Below are 20,860 nucleotides of genomic sequence, written 5' to 3' on the forward strand. Positions count from 1 at the left end.
GTCAGATGGAACGTTTTCGTTTGTAATAGGCAATAAGATCAACCACCTGCTGATTCTGAAGTATGGTAGGATTCAGTTCTATAAATTTTTTAAGCAGCCTTGGTGCTCTTTCCATAGCGTTTTGCAGTACCAGCAGCGCCTCCTTGCTTTTACCCCTAGCAAATAAAACAGCGCTTTGGTAAAACAGGAACAATGGTTTATCTCCCGCAACCTGCTGCGCATTGTCAAGCTGCTCTGTTGCTTCTGTCAGGAAATCTTCCTTGTATAAGCAGCGTATAAGCGCTTCCCACCCGGCAATTCCCCGCGGTTTAGCCTTTACTACATTGGAAAAGTGTATGATGGCATCCTTAATATTTCCTAATTCCAGCAAACATTCGCCCATAGCCAGGTTATACTCCGGTTGCATGCGATGTATGCGCATGGCCGACTCTAAGTATTGCACGGCTTTACTAAACAACAGTTCATTAATATAGGTACAGGCAATCTTATAATACAATTTGCTGTCATCGCTGTTAAGGTGTGAAGCTTTTTTATAATAAAATCTTGCCTGGGCATATTGCTTAAGTTTATCGTAACAATGACCAATAGCTTCGTAAATTACATCCTCCGGCCGCGCCAGCTCAATTACTTTTTCCAGCGATTCAATGGCATCGCGGTATTTCCTTAACCTGATATACGCATCGGCCATGTTCCTGTAGGCATAGTCAAACTTTTCGTTGATGGCCAGGGCATACTTATACGCGTCAATTGATTTTTCAAATAGCTTCAAACCCTGGTATGCCGCGCCAAGGTTAAACCATGCCAGTTCATTGTATGGATACTCGTCAATGATGTGCTGGTGCAACCTGATGCTTTCTTCACTCCTTCCGGTAAAATCTGTCCAGAAACATATTTTATAGAGCGCTTCTTCATTGTTAGGCTCATACTCCAGTATATGTACCAGGCAGTCAAACACTTTGCCGAACTCCTCGTAATCGTCATACACATCTGCCAGTTCAAACAACAGGTTAATGCGGTTATCTCCTTCAAACAGGCTGATGGCTTCTTCCAAAAGTCCTACGGCTTTCTCATGCTCGTCTAACGCAAGAAACACATCGGTTTTAAGAATGTAAATATCAATGTCGGAACTGTCGAGTATTTCGGCCTTTTCTAAAATTTCTAAGGCATCATTATACTTGCGGGTAACTATTAATAAATCGGCCTTTTTAACCAGTAAAGAGGCGGAGTAGGGGAATTGTCCAACGCCCAGTTCTGCGGCTTCCAGGGCCCCGGCAATATCATCTTTATCGTCAAAATAATCTATAATCTTTTCAAAAGATTCTTCTTCCATGAAACCATGATGGCTCAGGCCGGTCCGGAGATTTTCAAATTGCTTTAGTAAATCTCTCATCTCATCTCTGTCATTACGATAAGAATTATCCTGCATTGCGATGTAAGTTAGTGAAAGTTAACCCTTTATTCAGAATAAAAGTATTTTTGTAACTTTTTTATTGTATAAACGTTAAATAACATGTAAAATTTATGATGAACGGTATAGGAAATACTGAATATAAATCATTATTTTTGCTGAACGATGAAAATAAACAAAAACATACCTGCAAGAATTGTTAAAAATAGCTGCATACTGGTGGCTATGTTTGCAATTGCCCAGTATGTATTTGCAGTGAGCGGGATCAGGATAAAATCCGGAGAGAAAGAAAGAAATACGGAAACAAGGCATACCTCCGGCGTTTTTTCTGATCTTAAATCTACTGTTACCTTTTCTATAAAAGATAATTATACTTTTAATAATAAAAACTACGGCAAAACAGATTTTAAATCGTCTGAACAACCCAAGCCTGCCAGTTCTATTATTTCTTATAAAAAAGGCAATACGATATATATATTACCTTACAAGCCGCAGCCTGGTCTCAAATTGCCCGGCTTTATCAGTATGAGTCCGTCTGAACCGGTTTCCAGGTAGCAAACACTCCTGCATCATTCCCCGCAATATACTTCTGCCGGAAAATCTGTAATGATATTCCACCTAATATGCAAAAAACTGCTGCGAACTTTGCGTTAAAAATTAAACGAATTTGATAAACACATGCTCCAAAGGAGCCGGCGTGCATTAGTGGCTATTTTTAAGTTGTACCCGTAAATCAGCCTGCTTGCGGGCCGCTGAAATTTGTGGCATCGAAAGAATAGATATGGCAGTTATTGAGCAAACCCTAATCAGGATTCCTGTGTCCAAAACGGGATATTATGAATATATTAGCGGAACTATAAAATATAAACCATCAAGGCACAGGTATGAAAAATTTATTACTCCCCATCGCATCTTTTCTTCTCTGTTTTAATTCACTTTCGGTTAATGCGCAAAAAGTTACATGGACAAAACTATTCGATGGCAAAACACTGCAGGGCTGGAAACAGCTTGGAGGCAATGCAAAATATACTGTTGAAAAGGGTGTTATAGCAGGCACAACCGTAGCCTCCACCCCAAACAGCTTTTTAGTAACCGAAAAAGAATACGGCGATTTTGTTTTAGAGCTGGAAGTGCTTATACCCGACACTGTTACCAATTCGGGTATACAGATCAGAAGTCATTTTAACCCTGACGCCAATGACGGAAAGGGAAGGGTATATGGCTACCAGTATGAATTAGATGCTTCCTCCCGGGCATGGACCGCCGGAATATATGATGAAGGCCGGCGGGGCTGGTTATATCCTTTAGATTTGAATTCAGCAGCCCAAAAAGCATATAAACGGGGAGCGTTTAACAAAGTGAAAGTGGAATGCATTGGAAATACGATCAAAACATGGATCAATGATGTACCCGCCAGTTACCTGGTAGATGATGCGGATGTTAAGGGATTTATCGCCTTACAGGTACACAGTATTGGCAAAGCCGCAGATGCCGGGAAAAAGATCCTTTGGAAAAACATTCGTATTCAAACCGCCAACCTTTCCCCGGCGCCATTTCCCGCCCATGTTTTTGTAGTGAACAACGAACCCAATACATTAACCACCTTTGAAAAAAACAATGGCTGGAAGTTATTATTTGATGGGGTAAGCTCAAAAGGATGGAGAGGTGCTAAAACGCTGAGCTTTCCGGAAAAAGGATGGAAAATAGCAGACGGAAATATTTCCGTATTATCCTCACAGGGACAGGAATCTGCCAATGGCGGTGATATTGTAACGGATGATTTATACAGCGCTTTTGATTTTTCTTTTGAATTCAAGCTTTCCTTTGGCGGAAACAGCGGCGTGAAATACTTTGTAACGCTTTCCGAAAACAATGTAGGATCAGCCCTCGGCCTGGAATACCAGGTATTAGATGATAAAAACCATCCCGATGCCAAAATGGGTATAGCCGGCAACAGAACGCTTTCTTCATTGTATGATTTAATGGCCGCAAAAAAAACAGATCGCTTTGTAAAACCTGTAGGCGAATGGAACCAGGGAAGGATTATTGTATATCCCAATAATCATGTGGAACATTATCTCAACGGTGTAAAAGTATTAGCATATGAAAGAGGGTCGCAGGCTTTCCGCGAGCTGGTAGCCGGCAGTAAATTTAAAAATCGGCCTAATTTCGGTGAAGGAAAAGAAGGCAGGCTATTATTACAGGATCATGGCGATGAAGTAAGTTTCAGAAGCCTGAAGATTAAAGTATTGAAATAACATGATCCGCATTAGAAGTGAGGTGGTGAAGCGTAAATGGTGAGGGGTTAAATTCGCTATTCACCATTGCCTCTTCACCTCTGTCCGCTCAGTTTTCACTATAACATACACGCATTATTTGCTTTATGTAACACTGGAAAAAGGGGCTGTTATACTATAACAGCCCCCAACGGTTAAGGTACAGATGCTTTCTGATGTTGCGTTGCTTAATACTGGTCCAGCATATATTTTATGATATCGGTAGTGGTAACAATACCTTTCAACTCTTCATTGTCAACTACCGGAAGTGAATGATATTCTGCGGTGCTGAAAATTTCCGCCACTTCCCTCACAGGCGTATCACTGCTTACCGTACGTAAATCGGCAGTCATTACCTGTGGAATGGTGAGCATCTGCAATATGGCATCATCAGCCCCTTCCTGGTTATCAAAAAGCGCACCGAATGTAAGCCGGTTAATATCGTTACGACTTATCATTCCGGTTATCTTACCTCCTTTTTTAACCGGTAAATGCCTGATGCTTTTTTTACGGAAAATGGCTACTACCTCGTCTAATTTATCGTTTTCCGCAACACTAATAACATCTTTAGTCATAATGCGGGAAACAGGCTCTCTCTTTTTCATATGCTTTACTTTAGATTCAGGTTCAAAATTAAACTACTGCGCATTTCCGGCAGATGATGAAGATCAGGCTCCCCTGCAATTAATGTCAGGATAAAAGAAAGAACGTACGAAACTTTCTTTGTACCGCTACATGCGTCCTTATTATTTTCTGGTATTATGAACAATAAAAGCAGGCGTTATGAGTTTATTTTAAAATATAAAAATAGCCCTGTGATGAACCAGTTAAAACCAGTTTCGCTTATCTTATTTGCCGCTTTATTTTTTACTGCCTGCAAAAAAGAGAAAACCTCCTCGGATATTACAAAAGAAAATATTTCGGGAACCTATACACTCAAGGCCGCTACAGCCACGTCTGCTTTAACCGGATCACAAACGATTAACCTGTATGACATGATGCTGCCTTGCGAAAAAGATGACCAGGTTACCTTAAAAGCAGATTACACCGTGCTGTATACCGATGCGGGAACCAAATGCGAGGAACCAGGTGATGACACCGGCACATGGAGTTTGGCAGGAAATACAATAACGATTGATGGTGAAACAGCAACTATTGAAAAGTTTGATGGTATTACGCTCATCATTACTGCGGAGGGTACCGAAAGTGGGATATCATTTAAATATACTTCTACTTTTACCAAACAACACTAAAGCAGACGCTGTAATAACATGACAATTCAAAAGGGTGCAGTGTAAGAAACGTTGTTAATTCACCACGTCAAAGTATAATTTTTCTGACTTCTGATTTGCCGCTATTCATTATTATTTTCAATAAATAAATCCCCGTACGAGTATGTAAATTTAGCGAGTGCAAGCCAAGAACATTTCCTTTATCAATAATTTGTCCCCGGTAGTTGTATAAAAAGTATCTGATCTTCTCATCCCTGAATGTTTCAATGGTAATTTTTCCGCCCATAGCACTAACTCTATAAATGAGATTACTATCTTTATCGAAAATTACCTGTTTAATTTCGCTGTAGTGAATTTCACCACTTCGGTATTTAATTGCAATACGATAGTACAATACAGATGAAATACTTCCTGAATTTAAATGGGTATAAGTAAAATGTCCCGAACTCATTTGTGGCTGATTATCTGTATGCAAAACGCCTGCCTGCTCCCAGTCTACTCCATTTTTACTGAATTGAATATTGAAAAACGTCTCCCCCTCCAATCCATTGGCAATCCATTCAAGCCTTGTGCCATTGTTTCTTCTTTCCACAAGAAATTTTTCAATCTCAACCGGCAATACGATGTTACAAATCTCTGTAACCATTCCACTATTTTTTACTCTTTCAAATAAAATGGCATGTCCGGCATTATTCAGGTGAACACCATCTCCGGAATTATACGCGGCAACAATGGTTCCGTCAGCGTTTGCAATACCTGTCCAAAAGTCAATATATTTTGAAGTAAAAGTAGTCTGAAGCCAATCACGCATCAGGATCAAATTAGCCCTTCCCTCTTCAGTAATATTCCGGGGCTGCGTAGAAGTAATCCATACCGGAACATTTGCCGAATCCGCTTTGTCAACAACTCTTAAAAAATTGGACTTCTGTTCGGCAATAGGAATATCACGATCGGCATCATTGGAAGGATAGTTTAATAATATACCATCGGGGCTTAATGCAAGAGCTGCGTCAATGTTGCGTTCCGGATCTACAGGATAAGCTGTGGGTGGACTATACCATCCAGGTTGCATTTTATAGGTTGTGGCGCCACCAATTGCAAGGTTGGTAACAGTACTACCTGAATTTACGGAGTTAATCAGGTATTGTGTAAAAAGATTTACATACGAATTGCTTTTAGGCGAAGCGCCAGCACCAGCAGCGGTAGAAGAACCAAGTACAACAATATGAAATGAATTGGAACAAGTCTGTGCAAATATTGATATACTACACAGCAAAAATGAAATTGATACAAATAGAATTTTATAGCAGTTTTTTTTCATCACTTTTATTATAAAACCAAACACAAACCCTACTATAAAGCTATCCCAAAAATTTATAGTTTAAACTATTTAATTCAGTATTTTTATTTAGATTTTCCAGAAGAGTCTCTTACAATCAATTGTGAAGGCAATACAATATGTACCGGGTTATCTTTTTTAGCAGCGGCTTCCGGATAATTCAGGAATATCCTGGCAGCTTCTTCCCCGATCTGTCTTCCGGGCCGTGCTACCGATGTAAGGGATGGTGATATATAAGCTGAAATAGGCGAATTATCAAAACCCACTACGGCAATATCTTCCGGAACCCTCCATCCTTTTTCTCTTATCACTTTCATAGCTCCAATAGCTACCTGGTCGTTTACGCCAAATATAGCATCGGGGCGCTGCTCCAGTTGCAGCAATTGAGCAGTGGGCTCCAGCGCGCTCTCTACTTTAAAATTGGTATTTATAATCAATTTTTCCTCCACAGGTAATCCATACTTTGTAAGACATTCGGTATATCCTTTAAAGCGCTGTTCGGTAACGGCCATTCCGTTGGGGCCTTTTAAATGAGCGATGCGTTTGCGGCCGGTGCTGATGAGGTGTTCCACTGCCGCAAAGGCGCCATGATAATCATCTATGGTTACACTTCCTGCGGAAAATCCTTCATAGTCGCGGTCAATAAAAATTAATGGCAGATTCCTTTTACCCACATTTTCCAGGTGTTCGTAATGCCCGAAATCATAGGTCTCCTGTGAAACAGAAAGGAAAATGCCCTCCACGCGGTTCGACAATAGCTTTGTTACATATTCCGATTCCAGCAGGTATTGCTCATTGGTTACACATATATTCAGCGTATAACCCAATGGGTGCAGCACGGCATCAATACCTTCAATAATGGCCGATTCATAATAATTATTGATGGTAGGAACAATAACGCCAATGCTCGCTGTTTTTGTATTGAGCAGGTTTAAGGATACCTGGTTACGCTGGTAACCTACTTTTTGTGCATATTCCTGCAAATTGCGCCGGGTATCTTCATTAATAGAAGGATGGTTATTCAGCGCCCTCGATACCGTTGAAGGTGAGCACCTGAATTTCCTGGCAATATCTTTTATAGTAACTGGCTTATTCATATTTTATGTTGACCTAATCACCGCTCAAGTTCCGCTTTTTTCTTAACTCAAAAAATTTCAAACGTTTGCAAGCCACATAAACCATTTAAATAAAATTATAATGGTAAGTTTACCAGCGTAAAATATTGCTAATGCCAGATCAGAAATTGCTTGTCAGGCCCGATCCGGGAAACCGGAGGTATCATCATTTCACTGCACAGGATGCGGGCTGGAACTATCTTAACTTTGAAACAAGGTTATTAGATAAAAACGAATCATTCTCCCAACATACCGGCGATTATGAATATTGCATTGTGTTGCTGGGTGGTAATTTTAAGGTAAGCTCCGATAAGGGCGAATGGGAAACCCGCAATGGCAGGAAAGACGTATTTAGCGGCATTGCCCATACCTTATACCTTTCCCGCAATACCCATTTTACACTCACCGCGCAAACCGGTAATACGGATATAGCCATATGCCGGGTAGCCACCAATGAAGATCATCCGCCTTATTTAAAACAACCCGAAGAGGCAGCGATTGAATTCAGGGGCGGCGATAATGCCAACCGCCAGATCAACAGTTTACTGCAGCCGGGATTCAATTGCCATAAAATTGTATGCGTGGAGGTATATACCCCTTCAGGCAACTGGAGCTCTTACCCTGCGCATAAGCATGACGAGCGCAAAGTAGACGCTAATGGCAATCTGTTAGAAGCGGAACTGGAAGAGATCTATTTTTATAAAATAGACAAGCCCAACGGCTTTGCCATTCAGCAGGTATATACAGCCGACCGTTCCTTAGATGAAGTAATAAAAGTGCATAATAACGAAGCGGTGCTTGTACCCAAAGGATATCACCCTGTTGTGGCAGGACACGGGTATAATGTATACTATCTTAATTTTCTTGCGGGCAGCGATCAGTCGCTGGCGAACACGCCCGATCCGCAGCAGGAATGGATTTTCGGCACATGGAAGGGACAGGATCCGCGACTGCCAATGGTTACAGCGAAAATGAACAATACAATTTGATATTTGAAATTTCAGATTTGAAATTATGAGCATACAAAGGGAATACGATTTGCTTACTATCGGGAGATCTTCTATTGACCTGTATTCTGCCAATGTAGGTAGTCCCTTTACGGACATTTCAGCATTTAACGCATTTGTTGGCGGATGCCCAACCAATATCGCGGTAGGCGCAACAAGACTTGGATTAAAAACCGCGCTGCTTACCGGCATTGGCAACGACCAGGTAGGTGCTTTCATTAAAAATTTTTTACAAAAAGAAAATGTAACCACCGATTTTATACCCACGATAGCGGGTACCCGAAGTTCGGCCGTTATACTGGGCATTGAGCCGCCGGATAAATTTCCATTGGTTTATTACCGCGATAACTGTGCAGATATACAATTAGATATTGATCATGTAAATGCTGTTCCTTTCAGCAATTTTAAAGCGGCTATCTTTTCGGGAACGGCATTAAGCAAAGACCCCAGCCGTACGGCCATGTTTTACGCGCTGGAGCTGGCGCAAAAAAACGGGGTTATAAAATTGTTAGACCTTGATTTCAGAGCCGACCAGTGGCACGACCCGCGTGCTTTTGGAATTGTGATCCGTACACTATTGCCACAGTTCAATATTGTAATAGGAACAGAGGAAGAGATATTAGCCGCTTACCTCACCGATAGCAGCCAGGTATCCATCAGGCACCAGCAAATATCGGCTCCCGAAATAAAAGGCAACATTAATAAAGCCATACAAAATATTATGGCTACCGGCATTGATACGCTTATCGTAAAAAGAGGAAAAGACGGTGCTTCTGTATTTGAGAGGGGAAAAGAAGAGGTGAAAGTACCGGGTTTCCCGGTAGAAGTATTGAATGTGCTGGGTGCAGGCGATGCATTTGCCGGAGGATTTTGCTATGGTTTTTTAAAAGGATGGAATCTCTTTAAAAGCACAAGGATGGGCAATGCCTGCGGCGCCATTATTGTTACGCGGGAAGGCTGCGCTAACTTTATGCCAACACTGCAGGAGGTGATGCAATTTACAGATGAACGGGGTGGGCTGTGAAAATGCTGTGGTCGGTACGCGATGAAGAAGCGTCAGACCGCGGGGGATTGTTGCAGGGTGCAGGTCACAAGTTGCAGGTTTCAGGGGGAAAAAGCATTCCGAAGTAAGTGAAAGGGTAACAGGGTTCGATGCCGCTGATAGCTGATTGCCGATAGCTAAAAAAACATAAAATCAATATGGAAAAATTAAGAAATTATATTAATGGGCAGTGGGTAAGCAGCAGTGCAACCACGTATGTGAATGTAATAAACCCGGCCAGCCAGGAAATACTCGCCCAGGTTCCTTCGGGCACTGTAGCTGACGTGAATGCTGCGGTACAATCATCCGAAAATGCTTTTGCCATATGGAAACGTTTGCCCGCCGGAAAACGGATCCAGTATCTTTTTCATTTAAAAAGATTGCTGGAGGAAAATATAGACGAGCTATCCAAAATCATCACGCTCGAATCGGGCAAAACATATGCCGAATCAAAAGCTGAATGGGTTCGTGCTATTGAGAATGTAGAAAATGCGTGCGGCATACCCGCATTAATGCAGGGCGATTTTTCGGAAGATATTTCTTTGGGTATTGATGAATACATGATCCGCCAGCCATTGGGTGTTTGTGCCTGTATATCTCCCTTTAACTTTCCCGGCATGATCCCCTTCTGGTTTTTACCCTATGCCATTGCATGCGGCAACAGCTTTCTCATTAAGCCTTCAGAAAAAGTGCCGCTTACCATGACCAAAGTAATGGAACTGGTAGCCAAATTAGATTTACCCCCCGGCGTAATTAATATGGTGCATGGGGGAAAAGCGGTTGTTGATGGCATACTCGAACATCCCGGTATTAAAGCGGTAAGTTTTGTAGGTTCGTCTGCTATTGCCCGTTATGTATACGCCAAAGGCGCCGCTAATGGCAAGCGGATGCAGGCACAGGGCGGAGCAAAAAACCCGGTGATTATTTTACCTGATGCAGACTTAGACATGACTACCCAGATTGTGGTAGACAGTGTGTATGGATGCGCAGGACAACGTTGCCTTGCCGCCTCTACCATTATTACTGTGGGAGAACATACAAAGATTACGGAAAGCCTGGTAGAACTAAGCCGCAAGCGTACTACGGGGTTTGGCTTGGATGAAGCAGTGCAGATGGGACCGGTAATTACGGCAGATAGTAAAACACGGGTAAACAGCCTTATAGAGAAAGGCATACAGGAAGGGGGCAGGTTACTATTAGATGGCCGGAATACTTCCATTTCGGGATATGAAAAAGGTAATTTTATACAGCCCACCATTATAGAAGATATACCGCTTCATGGCGAAATTGCGGGTACCGAAATATTCGGCCCCGTGATGAGCCTGGTGCATATTAACAGTATTGAAGAAGCTATTGCCTATGTAAACAGCAATAAGTATGGCAATATGGCCTGTATATTTACCAGCAGCGGGCTGCATGCCCGCCGGTTCAGGAATGAAGCAGACGCGGGTAATATCGGCATTAATATAGGCGTTGCGGCGCCGGTAGCACAGTTCCCTTTCAGCGGATGGAAAGAAAGTTTCTTTGGCGATCTGCACGGACAGGGCAAACATGCTGTTGAATTTTTTACACAAACCAAAGTGGTAATTGAAAGGTGGCTGAAAGAATGGACCAGGAAGTTTTAGCATCTCAAATTGCAAATCTCAAATCTCAAATTGCAACATCAATCATGTCAAGAAAATTAAAAACCGGCGTAATCGGACTTGGGCGCATCGGGCAAATACACCTTTCCAACCTGCTGTACAATACACAAAACGCGGAAGTGATCATTGCATCTGATGTTTCCGCCGGTGCGCATGAATATGCCAAACGCCTGGGTGTATCACAGGTAACCGCAAGCGCAGAAGATGTGATTAACCACCCGGATGTGGAAGCCGTTATTATTTGCGCACCTACACCGCAGCATGTGCCTTATACTATCGCCGCCGCGCAGGCGAAGAAACATGTGTTTTGTGAAAAACCGCTTGATGTTACGCTTCCTGCCATCCTTTCGGCCCGGCAGGCGGTAAAAGAAAACGGCGTAAAACTCATGCTGGGCTTTAACCGCCGGTTCGATCCCAATTTTGCCAGGATCGGATCATTAGTCAGGAACAACAGCATTGGCGATCCGCATATTTTGCGGATCACCAGCCGCGATCCGGCGCCTCCGCCATTAGAATATGTAAAAGTATCGGGCGGACTTTTCCTCGATATGTCTATACACGATTTTGACATGGCGCGCTTTATCACAGGCAGCGAAGTAAAAGAAGTATATGTAAAGGGCGATGCACTGATAGATCCCCGCATCAAACAATATAATGATATTGATACCGCCATTATTGTACTTACGTTTGAGAACGGCGTCATTGGTGTAATAGACAATAGCCGTAAAGCAGTGTATGGATATGATCAGCGCCTCGAAATATTTGGCTCAAAAGGAATGGCAAAGGCGGAAAATAATACGCCGGATAATGTAATTCAGCATAATAATGAAACGGTACAAACCGCTTTACCGCTTTACTTTTTCTTAGAACGTTATGAAAAAGCTTACCGTACCTGCATGCAATCGTTCATTGACTGCGTGTTAAATGATACGCCTTCGCCGGTAGACGCGCACGATGGACTAATGGCCACGGCTATAGGACTTGCCGCGGGCCTGTCTTTAAAAGAAAACAGGGCTGTGAAGATGGAAGAAATAATAAAGGTATAACAGAGGAAGAAGTGAAACGTGAAAGAGAAGAGAAATAGAGAATGAATTACCACTCACTATTTACAACTCACAACTTACCACTGACAACTCACCACTCACTACTGACCACTCACTTAATAACCCCTGACGATGAACCAAACTGGCTTGCACACATTAGATTACCTGGTTTTTTTTCTGTATCTCGCTATCATTGGCGGTTACGGATACTGGATATATAAAAAGAAAACCAACAAATCCAATACCGCCTCAGGATTTTTCCTTGCGGAGGGATCGCTTACCTACTGGGCTATTGGCGCTTCACTCATTGCTTCCAACATTTCGGCCGAACATTTCATAGGCATGTCGGGCTCCGGTTTTGCTATTGGATTGGCCATCTCTTCCTACGAATGGATGGCAGCGGCTGCGTTAATTGTAGTTGCTGTTTTCTTTTTGCCCGTATATCTTAAGAACAAGATATATACCATGCCCCAGTTTTTGCGGCAACGGTATAACCCTGTTGTAGCCACTACCATGGCCGTCTTCTGGTTATTATTGTACATATTCGTAAACCTCACTTCCATCATTTACCTGGGCGCCCTGGCCTTAGAAGTAACAGCCGGTATCAATTTTAATGTAGCGGTTGTGGCGCTGGCGCTCTTTGCGATATTAATTACTATTGGCGGTATGAAGGTAATCGGGTATACGGATGTAGTGCAGGTGATAGTGCTTATTATTGGCGGGTTGATCACTACTTATTTAGCGCTGGACCTGGTAGCGAAAGAATTTGGGAAACCGGATATACTGGGCGCTTTCGGAACATTAAAAACACAGGCCGATACGCATTTTCATATGATACTGAAACAGGATAATCCATACTACAAAGATTTACCGGGTTTAACTGTTATTATTGGCGCCATGTGGATCAATAACCTGAACTACTGGGGTTGCAACCAATATATTATTCAGCGTACGCTGGGCGCCGACTTAGAAACGGCCAGGAAAGGAATCCTTTTTGCGGCATTTTTAAAACTGCTGGTTCCATTGATCGTTGTTATACCGGGTATAGCAGCATTTGTGCTGCATCAAAATGGCATGTTCCAGCAGGAAATGGTGGATGCGGCGGGAACCGTAAAACCGGATCATGCTTACCCCGTATTGCTGAACCTTTTACCTATGGGGCTAAAAGGCGTAGCTTTCGCAGCGCTTACCGCTGCTATTGTGGCATCGCTGGCGGGCAAGGCTAATAGCATCTCCACTATTTTTACTTTAGACATTTATAAGCTCTATATAAAACCAGGTGCGTCCGAAAGGCACCTGATCCGCGTAGGCCGTATCGCTGTTTGGGTATCTATGCTCATTGCGGTTTTAATTGCTCCGCAGTTAAAAGTGCTGGAACAGGCCTACCAGTTCATACAGGAATATTCAAGCTTTATTACACCAGGCGTATTCGCTATTTTCTTCTTCGGCATGTTCTGGAAAAAAGCCACATCGGCGGCAGCCTTAACTACAGCGGTACTTACCATACCCCTATCCATCGCGTTCAAGTTCTGGCTTCCCGAAATACCTTTCTTAAACAGGATGGGTATCGCTTTCCTGATATTATCGGCGGTAATGGTTGGCATCAGCCTTACCTCAAAAAACAAAAATAACCAGGGGCAGATTGAGATAGAAATGCCATCGTTTAACCTGAGCCGTTCGTTTATTGTTGGCGCTACTATTATATGCGGTATTCTGGCAGCTTTGTACATAGCGTTCTGGTAAACAAATTTGAGATTTGAAATCTCAAATTTAAAATTTAAAATATAAATTCGGTTATGTTACTAACTACAAAAGAAATATTCAGCAAATGCTACGGACAATATGCCGTGCCGGCGGTGAATGTTTTTTTTATGGAAGAGATACATGGATTGTTTGCAGCAGCACAGGAAGCCAAAGCGCCGTTTATTGTGCAAACCACGCCTTTCGCCCGCGACTATGCGAATGCGCACATGTTACTGGCAATGATACAGGCAGCAGCGAAAATATATCCGCAAACCGTATACGCTGTTCACCTCGATCATGGATATGAAGCACATATATGGGATGCTATTGAAAGCGGCGGTTATACTTCTGTAATGATTGACGCTTCGCATGATGACCTGGAAAAGAATATCGGCCGCACGAAAGCTGTAGTGGAAAAAGCCCATGCTAAAAATATCAGCGTGGAAGCGGAACTGGGTGTGCTGGCGGGCGTGGAAGATGATCTTACCGTGGACGCGGCGCATTCGTTCTATACCAATCCAAAAGATGTGGAGACTTTTGTAAACGAAACCGGCTGTGATAGTTTGGCCATTGCAGTGGGTACCAGTCATGGCGCTTATAAATTTTCAGGCGGACAGGGCTTACAATTACAAATACTCAAAGAAATACAGGAACGCCTGCCCGGCTTTCCTTTGGTATTACATGGAGGATCGAATGTAAACGGGGAAGTAGTGCAAAGAATTAACGCCGCCGGCGGCAAACTGAAAACGGATGCTAAAGGCGTGCAGGAAGATGAATTAAAAAAAGCGATAGCGCTTGGCATTTGTAAAGTGAATATCGCAACAGACACACGCCTGTTATGGACAATGGTAAATCGTGAATTTTTCCGCGACCGCGCGGATGAGTTTGCACCCACAACGCCTGGCAAAATATTTATGGAAACGTATAGAGTATTTATGCTGAAGAAGTTTGAATTGATGGGGGCAGCAGGAAAGGCAGGGCAATTTGGAATTTGAGATTTTAAATTTAAAATTCATAAAATCGTTATGAAAAAAAGATTAACCGTTGCGCAGGCAACTATCGCATTTTTGAAAAACCAATACACGGAGCGCGATGGCATTGAGCAGCCGTTTTTTGCAGGCTGCTTTGGCATCTTTGGTCATGGCAACGTAGCCGGACTGGGGCAGGCCTTACAGGAGAATCCTGATTTCAGGTATTACCAGTGCCGCAACGAGCAATCCATGGTACATACTGCTGTTGCCTATGCGAAAGTAAAGAACAGGCTAAGCGCTTTTGTCTGTACTACATCCATTGGCCCGGGCGCCACCAATATGTTAACCGGCGCCGCCCTTGCCACCATTAACCGTATCCCTGTATTATTATTGCCGGGAGATATTTTTGCCACCCGCGAACCTGCTCCTGTATTACAGCAATTAGAAAGTTCCTTTACGCAGGATATATCGGTGAACGATTGTTTTAAACCGGTTTCCAAATACTGGGACAGGATCAACCGTCCCGAACAATTGATTTATGCATTGCCTGAAGTAATGCGGGTGCTTACTTCTCCGTCTGAAACGGGAACCGTTACCCTTTCCATGCCACAGGACGTACAAACGCATGCCTATGATTTTCCCGCTTCACTTTTTGAAAAAAGAGTATGGCATATCCCCCGCTCCAGGCCAGACAGCAGCCTGTTGAAAAAAGCAGCGGAGTGGATCAGCAAGTCCAAAAATCCCGTTATTGTTGCCGGTGGGGGAACCATATACAGCGGGGCAAGTGAAGCATTGCACCGGTTTGCCACACAAACCGGCATACCCGTGGGTGAAACCTTTGCAGGCAAAGGCTCGGTGATGTATGATGCGCCGTATTGCCTGGGCGGACTGGGTGCTACCGGCACCAAATATGCCATTGAAATTGCCAATGAAGCAGATGTAGTAATAGGAATAGGAACACGCTACAGTGATTTCACCACCGCTTCCAAATCCATTTTTAAAAACCCTGATGTTACATTCATCAACATCAATGTGAGCGAATTTGACGCCCATAAACACAATGCCCTCCCCCTAACCGGCGATGCAAAAATTATACTGGAGGAATTGCTTTCTGCACTTGGAAATTACAAGGTAGCTGATGGTTACCGGCAAAGAATAGCCCAAATGAACAAAGCCTGGGATGATGAAGTAACCCGGATTTATGCTGAAGGTAACGGAACAGTACCCCCTATTGACCAGGCGGTAGTAATTGGAACGCTCAACAGCTTTATGAGCAGGGAAGATATTATGATCAACGCTTCCGGCAGTGCCCCCGGCGACCTGCATAAATTATGGAGAGCAACCGATCCTAAAAATTTCCACTTGGAATATGGCTACTCCACTATGGGCTATGAAATTGCAGCGGGGTTAGGTGCAAAAATGGCGGCGCCTGAGCGGGAAGTATATGTTATTTGCGGTGATGGCGGCTACCTGATGAACAACCACGAAATCATTACGGCTATACAGGAAGGCGTGCGCTTTACCATTTTATTGCTCAACAATAACGGGTATGCCAGCATTGGCGGCTTGTCGGAAAGCATAGGCAGCGAAAGATTCGGTACCCAGTACAGGTTCAGGGAAGATCAGTCGGGACAATTAAACGGTGCAGTATTACCTGTTGATCTTGTCAGGAATGCGGAAAGCCTGGGCGCTGTGGTAATAAAGGCTACGGATGCAGCTTCACTGAAAGCCGCGTTGGCATCGGCAAAGCAACAGCAACGCACAACCGTCATTTATATTGAAACGCATTTGCACCGTACAGTAAAAGGATACAATGCCTGGTGGGAAGTGCCTGTTGCGGAAGTATCCACATCGCCTTCGGTACAAAAGGCCTATGAAACCTATAAAGAAAACAAAAAACAACAACGCATATTCTAATTACATGAACTTCGAAAATATACAGTTGGGCATAGCCCCCATTAACTGGACCAATGACGATATGCCCGAACTGGGCGCCCAAAACACTTTCGAGCAATGCATCAGCGAGATGGCCCTGGCGGGATTTACCGGCTGCGAGGTTGGCAATAAATTTCCCCGCGATATTGCCGTTTTAAAAAAAGCGCTCAGCTTAAGGGGCCTGCAGATCTGTAACCAGTGGAACAGCTATGAGCTAACAACGATATCGTTGGAAGAAAACAAAAAGAGCTTTACGCAATTGCTGGATTTCTTAGAAACGATGGGCGCCAAAGTAATTGGCGGTGGCGAAACGGGTAATAGCTGCCAGGGGAAAAAAGATGTACCTGTACTGGAGGGAAAAGGTATGCTGAACAACAACGAAGAATGGAAGCGCTTTACTTATGGCTTAAACGAACTGGGCAAAATAGCCCGCGACCGGGGTATTAAATTAGCCTTTCACCATCATATGGGTACCTGCATCCAAACGCGTGAAGAAACCGAAAGGATGCTGAATGAAACCGATCCTGAAAATGTGTACCTGAATTACGACTGCGGTCATTTTTATTTTGCCGGAGAAGATCCGGTTGCCTGTTTGGAACAGTTTATATCCCGTGCCGCGCATATACATCTGAAAGATATTCGACCCAAAGTTTTACAGCAGGTAAAGGATAAAAGCATGAGCTTTCTGGACGCGGTGAAAGACGGTGTATTTACCGTGCCCGGCGATGAGGAAGGCTGCATTGATTTTCCGGCACTGGCTGCTGTTATTAAAAAAAGCGATTACAAAGGCTGGATGGTAGTGGAAGCCGAACAGGATCCGGCAAAAGCGAACCCGCTGGAGTATGCGCTGATAGCCAGGCAGTATATAAGAAAAGTAACAGGGTTGTAAAACATATCTCATTACAATTTAGCTATGCGTGGCGTTGTGGCATCTTCGCCACGTATTTATTTATTATCACCTCTGGCGATCGGTAAAATTGTATTACCGGGACACAGTCCCGGAAGAACATAGAAGTAACGAAGTCAGAGACATCGTCAGCAGTGGTTTTATAACTTCATTAATATCTTAAATCTATAGCTCAATCATCGATTGAGCGCAAGCTAAAAATTTTAAAATGGATAAATTCAATTTCGAGTTTTTTGAATTCGTAGGAGCCGTGATACCAGGCATTCCATTATTTATACTCTCTTCCTTTTTAATAAGCCATGCGCCCTATTCATTTGAGGTATTAGCATTATCCATTAAAAATGCGTCACTTGGAGAAGTGACAATTGCTATTCTTTCTTGTTATTGCATTGGCTTTTGTTTGCATCATCCAGCTTTTGAACTTTTTCAACCTTTAATAAAAAAATTCTGGAAAAAAGAATTAGAAGGATTTCCAGTAAGCATAGGAGAAAGAGAAAAAGAGCTAGTCGAAATAAGGCAAAAAAGCCCTAATAATTTTAAAATAATAAGCAAATTCCTGGCGTTGCGCCAAATGTCATACTGTATGTTTTTTTCACTACTTATTTGCTTTTTTGCTTTTTTAATTGCTATGTTATTTTGCAAGGATTATAATCGAGACATCTTAAGTGGTATATTACTATCATTAATTTTCGGATTTTTATTTTTAAGGAGATCAGTTGCATTTCATCAAAGAATACAAAAAATGATTTCAATATCATTTGAACACGTAAATGAACCCCGTACCCTACATTAATCTTTTATTTGTAATTTCACCAAAGACATTAGTGGTTGTCTGCCAAGGTGGAACGAAATGAAATAAGTGTCTATTCCTTTAATTAAATTAAAATGTATTATACTTTGACCGAAACTCAGTCGAGAATGATTGTATTCGACTTTCAACATTTAATAGGCAAACGTTTGCATAAGAAATTAGACTTACTTATAGAGGAAATGGAAGAACAAATAATGCAAGATGGCACATGGCAAGTATATTTAAAAACATATTTGGGTGATAAAGAAGGTTTTTGGCAAACTGCAGGGCATAGTTCAATGATGACCAACTTCTTTTTCTACTTAACGGAGAATGATTTAATCCATGAATTTGATCCAACAAAATATGGTCTTACACCACAACAAAAAGTCCATTAAGAATATAACACCTTATCGCATTTTATTAGTTTTACATAAATGAAATCTATTAAAATTATTTTTATCTTGCTTGCAGCCATTGTTGCTCTATGGTTTACATTAAGTGGAGCAGATATTTTTATATCCCGATTCAACATCCCATATTGGCTAAGAATAATATACAATATCATAACTTTTGCATTTTCAATTACGGTCGCAAAAGCAACCTTTGATTATTACTATCACACTCTTATTTCTAAGCAGGAGTAAAAATCATCTGGTATCTCCTGAACCGAACAAGAAGGCTGTGAACTCCGGGAATAAAAATTTGTTACAGCCTGCAGAGATTAGATTAAATTGTATTATCTGAACACAGTCCCGGAACAATACTGCTGCACAAAGTCGGAGACATCGTGCAGCGGGGGACGTAACGTATAGCGTATAGCGGATAAATATTTAGGCGCACAATACTAAAAAACATCACCAATAACTATGAAGTCATTTGAAGAATTAAAAAAAACAATCGAAAAATACGATAAGAACAAGGAATATGATAAAATAGTTGAATTACTTGATGATCGAACTATGCAGCATAACTTAAATGATTATAGAGTTTATTTAGTAAAGGCCATTAATTATTACAAGCTAAACAACTTGAAAGAGGCAATTAATTTAGCTGAGCAAGCAATTAACTTACTGGAACGAAATACAACCAGTGACCTTGAAAAAAGAAGCATTATAGACAAATGGAAAGAAAATATTAGTGATTTCCGAAAGTGGGAAATTGATAACTATTACAACCAAGCATATGGCTATTTAGAGACTAAAGAATATACTAAAGCGTACGAAAATTTCAGTTTATATTTTGACTTGAGCAAAAACGACTTAGAGGTAGTTCCACTTCACTACCCAATTATAAAATATACAGTTACCAGTATCGATCAAATGAAAATTAAAGAAAAGAGTGAAATTATCTTAGTAATGTGCTTACTTTATTTAGTTATCAAAATTCATAACATCATAAAGTATAAGTCAGAGGATGTATCTGCAGCACACTATACAAATCTATCCGTAGCACAATTCATCTTACAATATGATAGTAAAGAAAATAAAGGTGAACACACTGGCAAATTTCAATTTTGCTATGCACCGCTAATGAATGACCCGGAAGAAGGCGATATACTTATTCAATTTATTGACAATCCTTTCGTGGACAATGTTTTCTCTAACAACATACAAAAAGACAATCTATTGCCATTTATTGGTTCATTTATGCCGGCAAATAATAGTGCTGATAATAATCCCGGCATAACTTCTCACGAGGATGATTTAGTAATGTGGCGTACCTATGGAAAAGATGAATTGGGAAGCGAAGCCAAAGGCTGTAGTATTATTCTTGATAAATCTTTCTTTGATGAATACGAAGGAACTCGGTTTCCCATTAACAATGTATCCGATTATCCTTTTAAAAGGTGTGATAGCCTTTTTAATGTAATCTACTATAATAAAAGAAAAAAACATTTCATTATCAACCAGGAAAAAAATGAACCTCTTAATAATATCATGACTGAATTTAAAGATAAAATTTCTATGTTAGTTAAGTTATTCGAGAATGAGCTAACAACTGTTAAAAATAAGTATGTTAATGATTTAGTTTTTACTTTCATTTCATGTATCAGATACTTTATGAAATCTGCTGACTATGCTTATGAAAATGAAATCAGGGTAATTCATTTCGAGGAGCCAAGCAGTGATAGAATAATAATGAAGGACAAAAGAACGTATGTTGAATCAGATAAAGTCGCAAGAGACTATATTGTCCGAATGAATCTTGGGCCCAAAGTGAAGGATCCTGAAAAGTATAAATTCTTGGAAGTTTTTGTTAATAATTCTGGAAATAGAAAATTTAAAATTTTCTACTCACGTTGTCTCTTTAGATAAAATATCTACCCAATTCAAATATCTCCTGGCGCAGGTCCTTTATTTGTGCAATACAGCTTAACCAGACTGGTGTATAGTTTACTACATTTTC

At 41.7% G+C, this 20,860-nt stretch carries 18 protein-coding genes; 14 read left to right on the top strand and 4 right to left on the bottom strand.

From position 1 onward, the window contains the following. Position 1 precedes the first annotated feature (1 nt). Entirely contained in the window at positions 2-1,426 is a 1,425-nt protein-coding gene (locus VL121_RS19985; protein ID WP_325408383.1) for a tetratricopeptide repeat protein, read from the bottom strand. Positions 1,427-1,573: 147 nt separating this feature from the next. Here VL121_RS19985 and VL121_RS19990 point away from each other — a divergent pair, with 147 nt between their 5' ends. After that, positions 1,574-1,963 (top strand): hypothetical protein, encoded by a 390-nt coding sequence (locus tag VL121_RS19990; protein ID WP_325408384.1) that lies wholly within the window; start codon positions 1,574-1,576, stop codon positions 1,961-1,963. A 329-nt stretch (positions 1,964-2,292) separates the two neighbouring features. After that, a complete protein-coding gene (locus tag VL121_RS19995; RefSeq protein ID WP_325408385.1) occupies positions 2,293-3,666 on the top strand; it encodes a 3-keto-disaccharide hydrolase in 1,374 nt (457 codons plus the stop codon). A gap of 206 nt (positions 3,667-3,872) precedes the next feature. On the opposite strand, the gene VL121_RS20000 is transcribed toward VL121_RS19995, so the two are convergent. Continuing rightward, positions 3,873-4,289: a CBS domain-containing protein gene (locus tag VL121_RS20000; RefSeq protein ID WP_325408386.1), complete on the bottom strand. Its 417-nt coding sequence runs from the start codon at positions 4,287-4,289 to the stop codon at positions 3,873-3,875. Between the two features lie 156 nt (positions 4,290-4,445). Here VL121_RS20000 and VL121_RS20005 point away from each other — a divergent pair, with 156 nt between their 5' ends. Beyond that, positions 4,446-4,937 carry a lipocalin-like domain-containing protein gene (locus VL121_RS20005; RefSeq protein ID WP_325408387.1) on the top strand — a complete coding sequence of 164 codons (492 nt, stop codon included), beginning with the start codon at positions 4,446-4,448 and terminating at the stop codon, positions 4,935-4,937. A 67-nt stretch (positions 4,938-5,004) separates the two neighbouring features. On the opposite strand, the gene VL121_RS20010 is transcribed toward VL121_RS20005, so the two are convergent. Continuing rightward, positions 5,005-6,192, bottom strand: a complete 1,188-nt coding sequence (locus tag VL121_RS20010; RefSeq protein ID WP_325408388.1) for an SGNH/GDSL hydrolase family protein — start codon at positions 6,190-6,192, stop codon at positions 5,005-5,007. A gap of 128 nt (positions 6,193-6,320) precedes the next feature. After that, positions 6,321-7,352 carry a LacI family DNA-binding transcriptional regulator gene (locus tag VL121_RS20015; RefSeq protein ID WP_325408389.1) on the bottom strand — a complete coding sequence of 344 codons (1,032 nt, stop codon included), beginning with the start codon at positions 7,350-7,352 and terminating at the stop codon, positions 6,321-6,323. Between the two features lie 131 nt (positions 7,353-7,483). On the opposite strand from VL121_RS20015, the gene iolB reads away from it, so the two are divergent. The 11 genes from iolB to VL121_RS20070 all read left to right on the top strand — a co-directional run bounded on the left by iolB (position 7,484) and on the right by VL121_RS20070 (position 20,769). After that, complete coding sequence (gene iolB / locus VL121_RS20020) at positions 7,484-8,359, top strand: 5-deoxy-glucuronate isomerase (protein WP_325408390.1); 876 nt, start codon at positions 7,484-7,486, stop codon at positions 8,357-8,359. 25 nt (positions 8,360-8,384) lie between these two features. Then, a complete protein-coding gene (gene iolC, locus VL121_RS20025) occupies positions 8,385-9,401 on the top strand; it encodes a 5-dehydro-2-deoxygluconokinase (protein WP_325408391.1) in 1,017 nt (338 codons plus the stop codon). A gap of 176 nt (positions 9,402-9,577) precedes the next feature. Continuing rightward, entirely contained in the window at positions 9,578-11,044 is a 1,467-nt protein-coding gene (locus VL121_RS20030; RefSeq protein ID WP_325408392.1) for a CoA-acylating methylmalonate-semialdehyde dehydrogenase, read from the top strand. 44 nt (positions 11,045-11,088) lie between these two features. After that, positions 11,089-12,108, top strand: a complete 1,020-nt coding sequence (gene iolG / locus VL121_RS20035; RefSeq protein WP_325408393.1) for an inositol 2-dehydrogenase — start codon at positions 11,089-11,091, stop codon at positions 12,106-12,108. Positions 12,109-12,237: 129 nt separating this feature from the next. Then, a complete protein-coding gene (locus VL121_RS20040) occupies positions 12,238-13,848 on the top strand; it encodes a sodium/sugar symporter (protein WP_325408394.1) in 1,611 nt (536 codons plus the stop codon). Between the two features lie 53 nt (positions 13,849-13,901). Further along, positions 13,902-14,843: a class II fructose-bisphosphate aldolase gene (locus VL121_RS20045; RefSeq protein ID WP_325408395.1), complete on the top strand. Its 942-nt coding sequence runs from the start codon at positions 13,902-13,904 to the stop codon at positions 14,841-14,843. Positions 14,844-14,873: 30 nt separating this feature from the next. Continuing rightward, positions 14,874-16,736 (top strand): 3D-(3,5/4)-trihydroxycyclohexane-1,2-dione acylhydrolase (decyclizing), encoded by a 1,863-nt coding sequence (iolD, locus tag VL121_RS20050; RefSeq protein WP_325408396.1) that lies wholly within the window; start codon positions 14,874-14,876, stop codon positions 16,734-16,736. Between the two features lie 4 nt (positions 16,737-16,740). Further along, the gene (gene iolE / locus VL121_RS20055) at positions 16,741-17,643 is read left to right on the top strand and encodes a myo-inosose-2 dehydratase (protein ID WP_325408397.1); all 903 of its coding nucleotides are present in this window, start codon (positions 16,741-16,743) and stop codon (positions 17,641-17,643) included. A 226-nt stretch (positions 17,644-17,869) separates the two neighbouring features. Continuing rightward, positions 17,870-18,454 carry a hypothetical protein gene (locus tag VL121_RS20060; protein ID WP_325408398.1) on the top strand — a complete coding sequence of 195 codons (585 nt, stop codon included), beginning with the start codon at positions 17,870-17,872 and terminating at the stop codon, positions 18,452-18,454. A gap of 125 nt (positions 18,455-18,579) precedes the next feature. Continuing rightward, entirely contained in the window at positions 18,580-18,849 is a 270-nt protein-coding gene (locus VL121_RS20065; protein ID WP_325408399.1) for a hypothetical protein, read from the top strand. Between the two features lie 471 nt (positions 18,850-19,320). After that, on the top strand, positions 19,321-20,769 hold the full coding sequence (locus VL121_RS20070; protein ID WP_325408400.1) for a DUF2971 domain-containing protein: 1,449 nt from the start codon (positions 19,321-19,323) through the stop codon (positions 20,767-20,769). The last annotated feature ends 91 nt before the right edge of the window (positions 20,770-20,860 follow it).

The sequence above is a fragment of the Agriterribacter sp. genome, assembly GCF_035497235.1.
Lineage (GTDB): Bacteria > Bacteroidota > Bacteroidia > Chitinophagales > Chitinophagaceae > Agriterribacter.

What these genes read in the sequence shown, in the direction of transcription:
- VL121_RS19985 (WP_325408383.1), bottom strand. Translation starts at nt 1,426, where the DNA reads ATGCAGGATAATTCTTATCGTAATGACAGAGATGAGATGAGAGATTTA.
- VL121_RS19990 (WP_325408384.1), top strand. Translation starts at nt 1,574, where the DNA reads ATGAAAATAAACAAAAACATACCTGCAAGAATTGTTAAAAATAGCTGC.
- VL121_RS19995 (WP_325408385.1), top strand. Translation starts at nt 2,293, where the DNA reads ATGAAAAATTTATTACTCCCCATCGCATCTTTTCTTCTCTGTTTTAAT.
- VL121_RS20000 (WP_325408386.1), bottom strand. Translation starts at nt 4,289, where the DNA reads ATGAAAAAGAGAGAGCCTGTTTCCCGCATTATGACTAAAGATGTTATT.
- VL121_RS20005 (WP_325408387.1), top strand. Translation starts at nt 4,446, where the DNA reads ATGAACAATAAAAGCAGGCGTTATGAGTTTATTTTAAAATATAAAAAT.
- VL121_RS20015 (WP_325408389.1), bottom strand. Translation starts at nt 7,352, where the DNA reads ATGAATAAGCCAGTTACTATAAAAGATATTGCCAGGAAATTCAGGTGC.
- iolB (WP_325408390.1), top strand. Translation starts at nt 7,484, where the DNA reads ATGCCAGATCAGAAATTGCTTGTCAGGCCCGATCCGGGAAACCGGAGG.
- iolC (WP_325408391.1), top strand. Translation starts at nt 8,385, where the DNA reads ATGAGCATACAAAGGGAATACGATTTGCTTACTATCGGGAGATCTTCT.
- VL121_RS20030 (WP_325408392.1), top strand. Translation starts at nt 9,578, where the DNA reads ATGGAAAAATTAAGAAATTATATTAATGGGCAGTGGGTAAGCAGCAGT.
- iolG (WP_325408393.1), top strand. Translation starts at nt 11,089, where the DNA reads ATGTCAAGAAAATTAAAAACCGGCGTAATCGGACTTGGGCGCATCGGG.
- VL121_RS20040 (WP_325408394.1), top strand. Translation starts at nt 12,238, where the DNA reads ATGAACCAAACTGGCTTGCACACATTAGATTACCTGGTTTTTTTTCTG.
- VL121_RS20045 (WP_325408395.1), top strand. Translation starts at nt 13,902, where the DNA reads ATGTTACTAACTACAAAAGAAATATTCAGCAAATGCTACGGACAATAT.
- iolD (WP_325408396.1), top strand. Translation starts at nt 14,874, where the DNA reads ATGAAAAAAAGATTAACCGTTGCGCAGGCAACTATCGCATTTTTGAAA.
- iolE (WP_325408397.1), top strand. Translation starts at nt 16,741, where the DNA reads ATGAACTTCGAAAATATACAGTTGGGCATAGCCCCCATTAACTGGACC.
- VL121_RS20060 (WP_325408398.1), top strand. Translation starts at nt 17,870, where the DNA reads ATGGATAAATTCAATTTCGAGTTTTTTGAATTCGTAGGAGCCGTGATA.
- VL121_RS20065 (WP_325408399.1), top strand. Translation starts at nt 18,580, where the DNA reads ATGATTGTATTCGACTTTCAACATTTAATAGGCAAACGTTTGCATAAG.
- VL121_RS20070 (WP_325408400.1), top strand. Translation starts at nt 19,321, where the DNA reads ATGAAGTCATTTGAAGAATTAAAAAAAACAATCGAAAAATACGATAAG.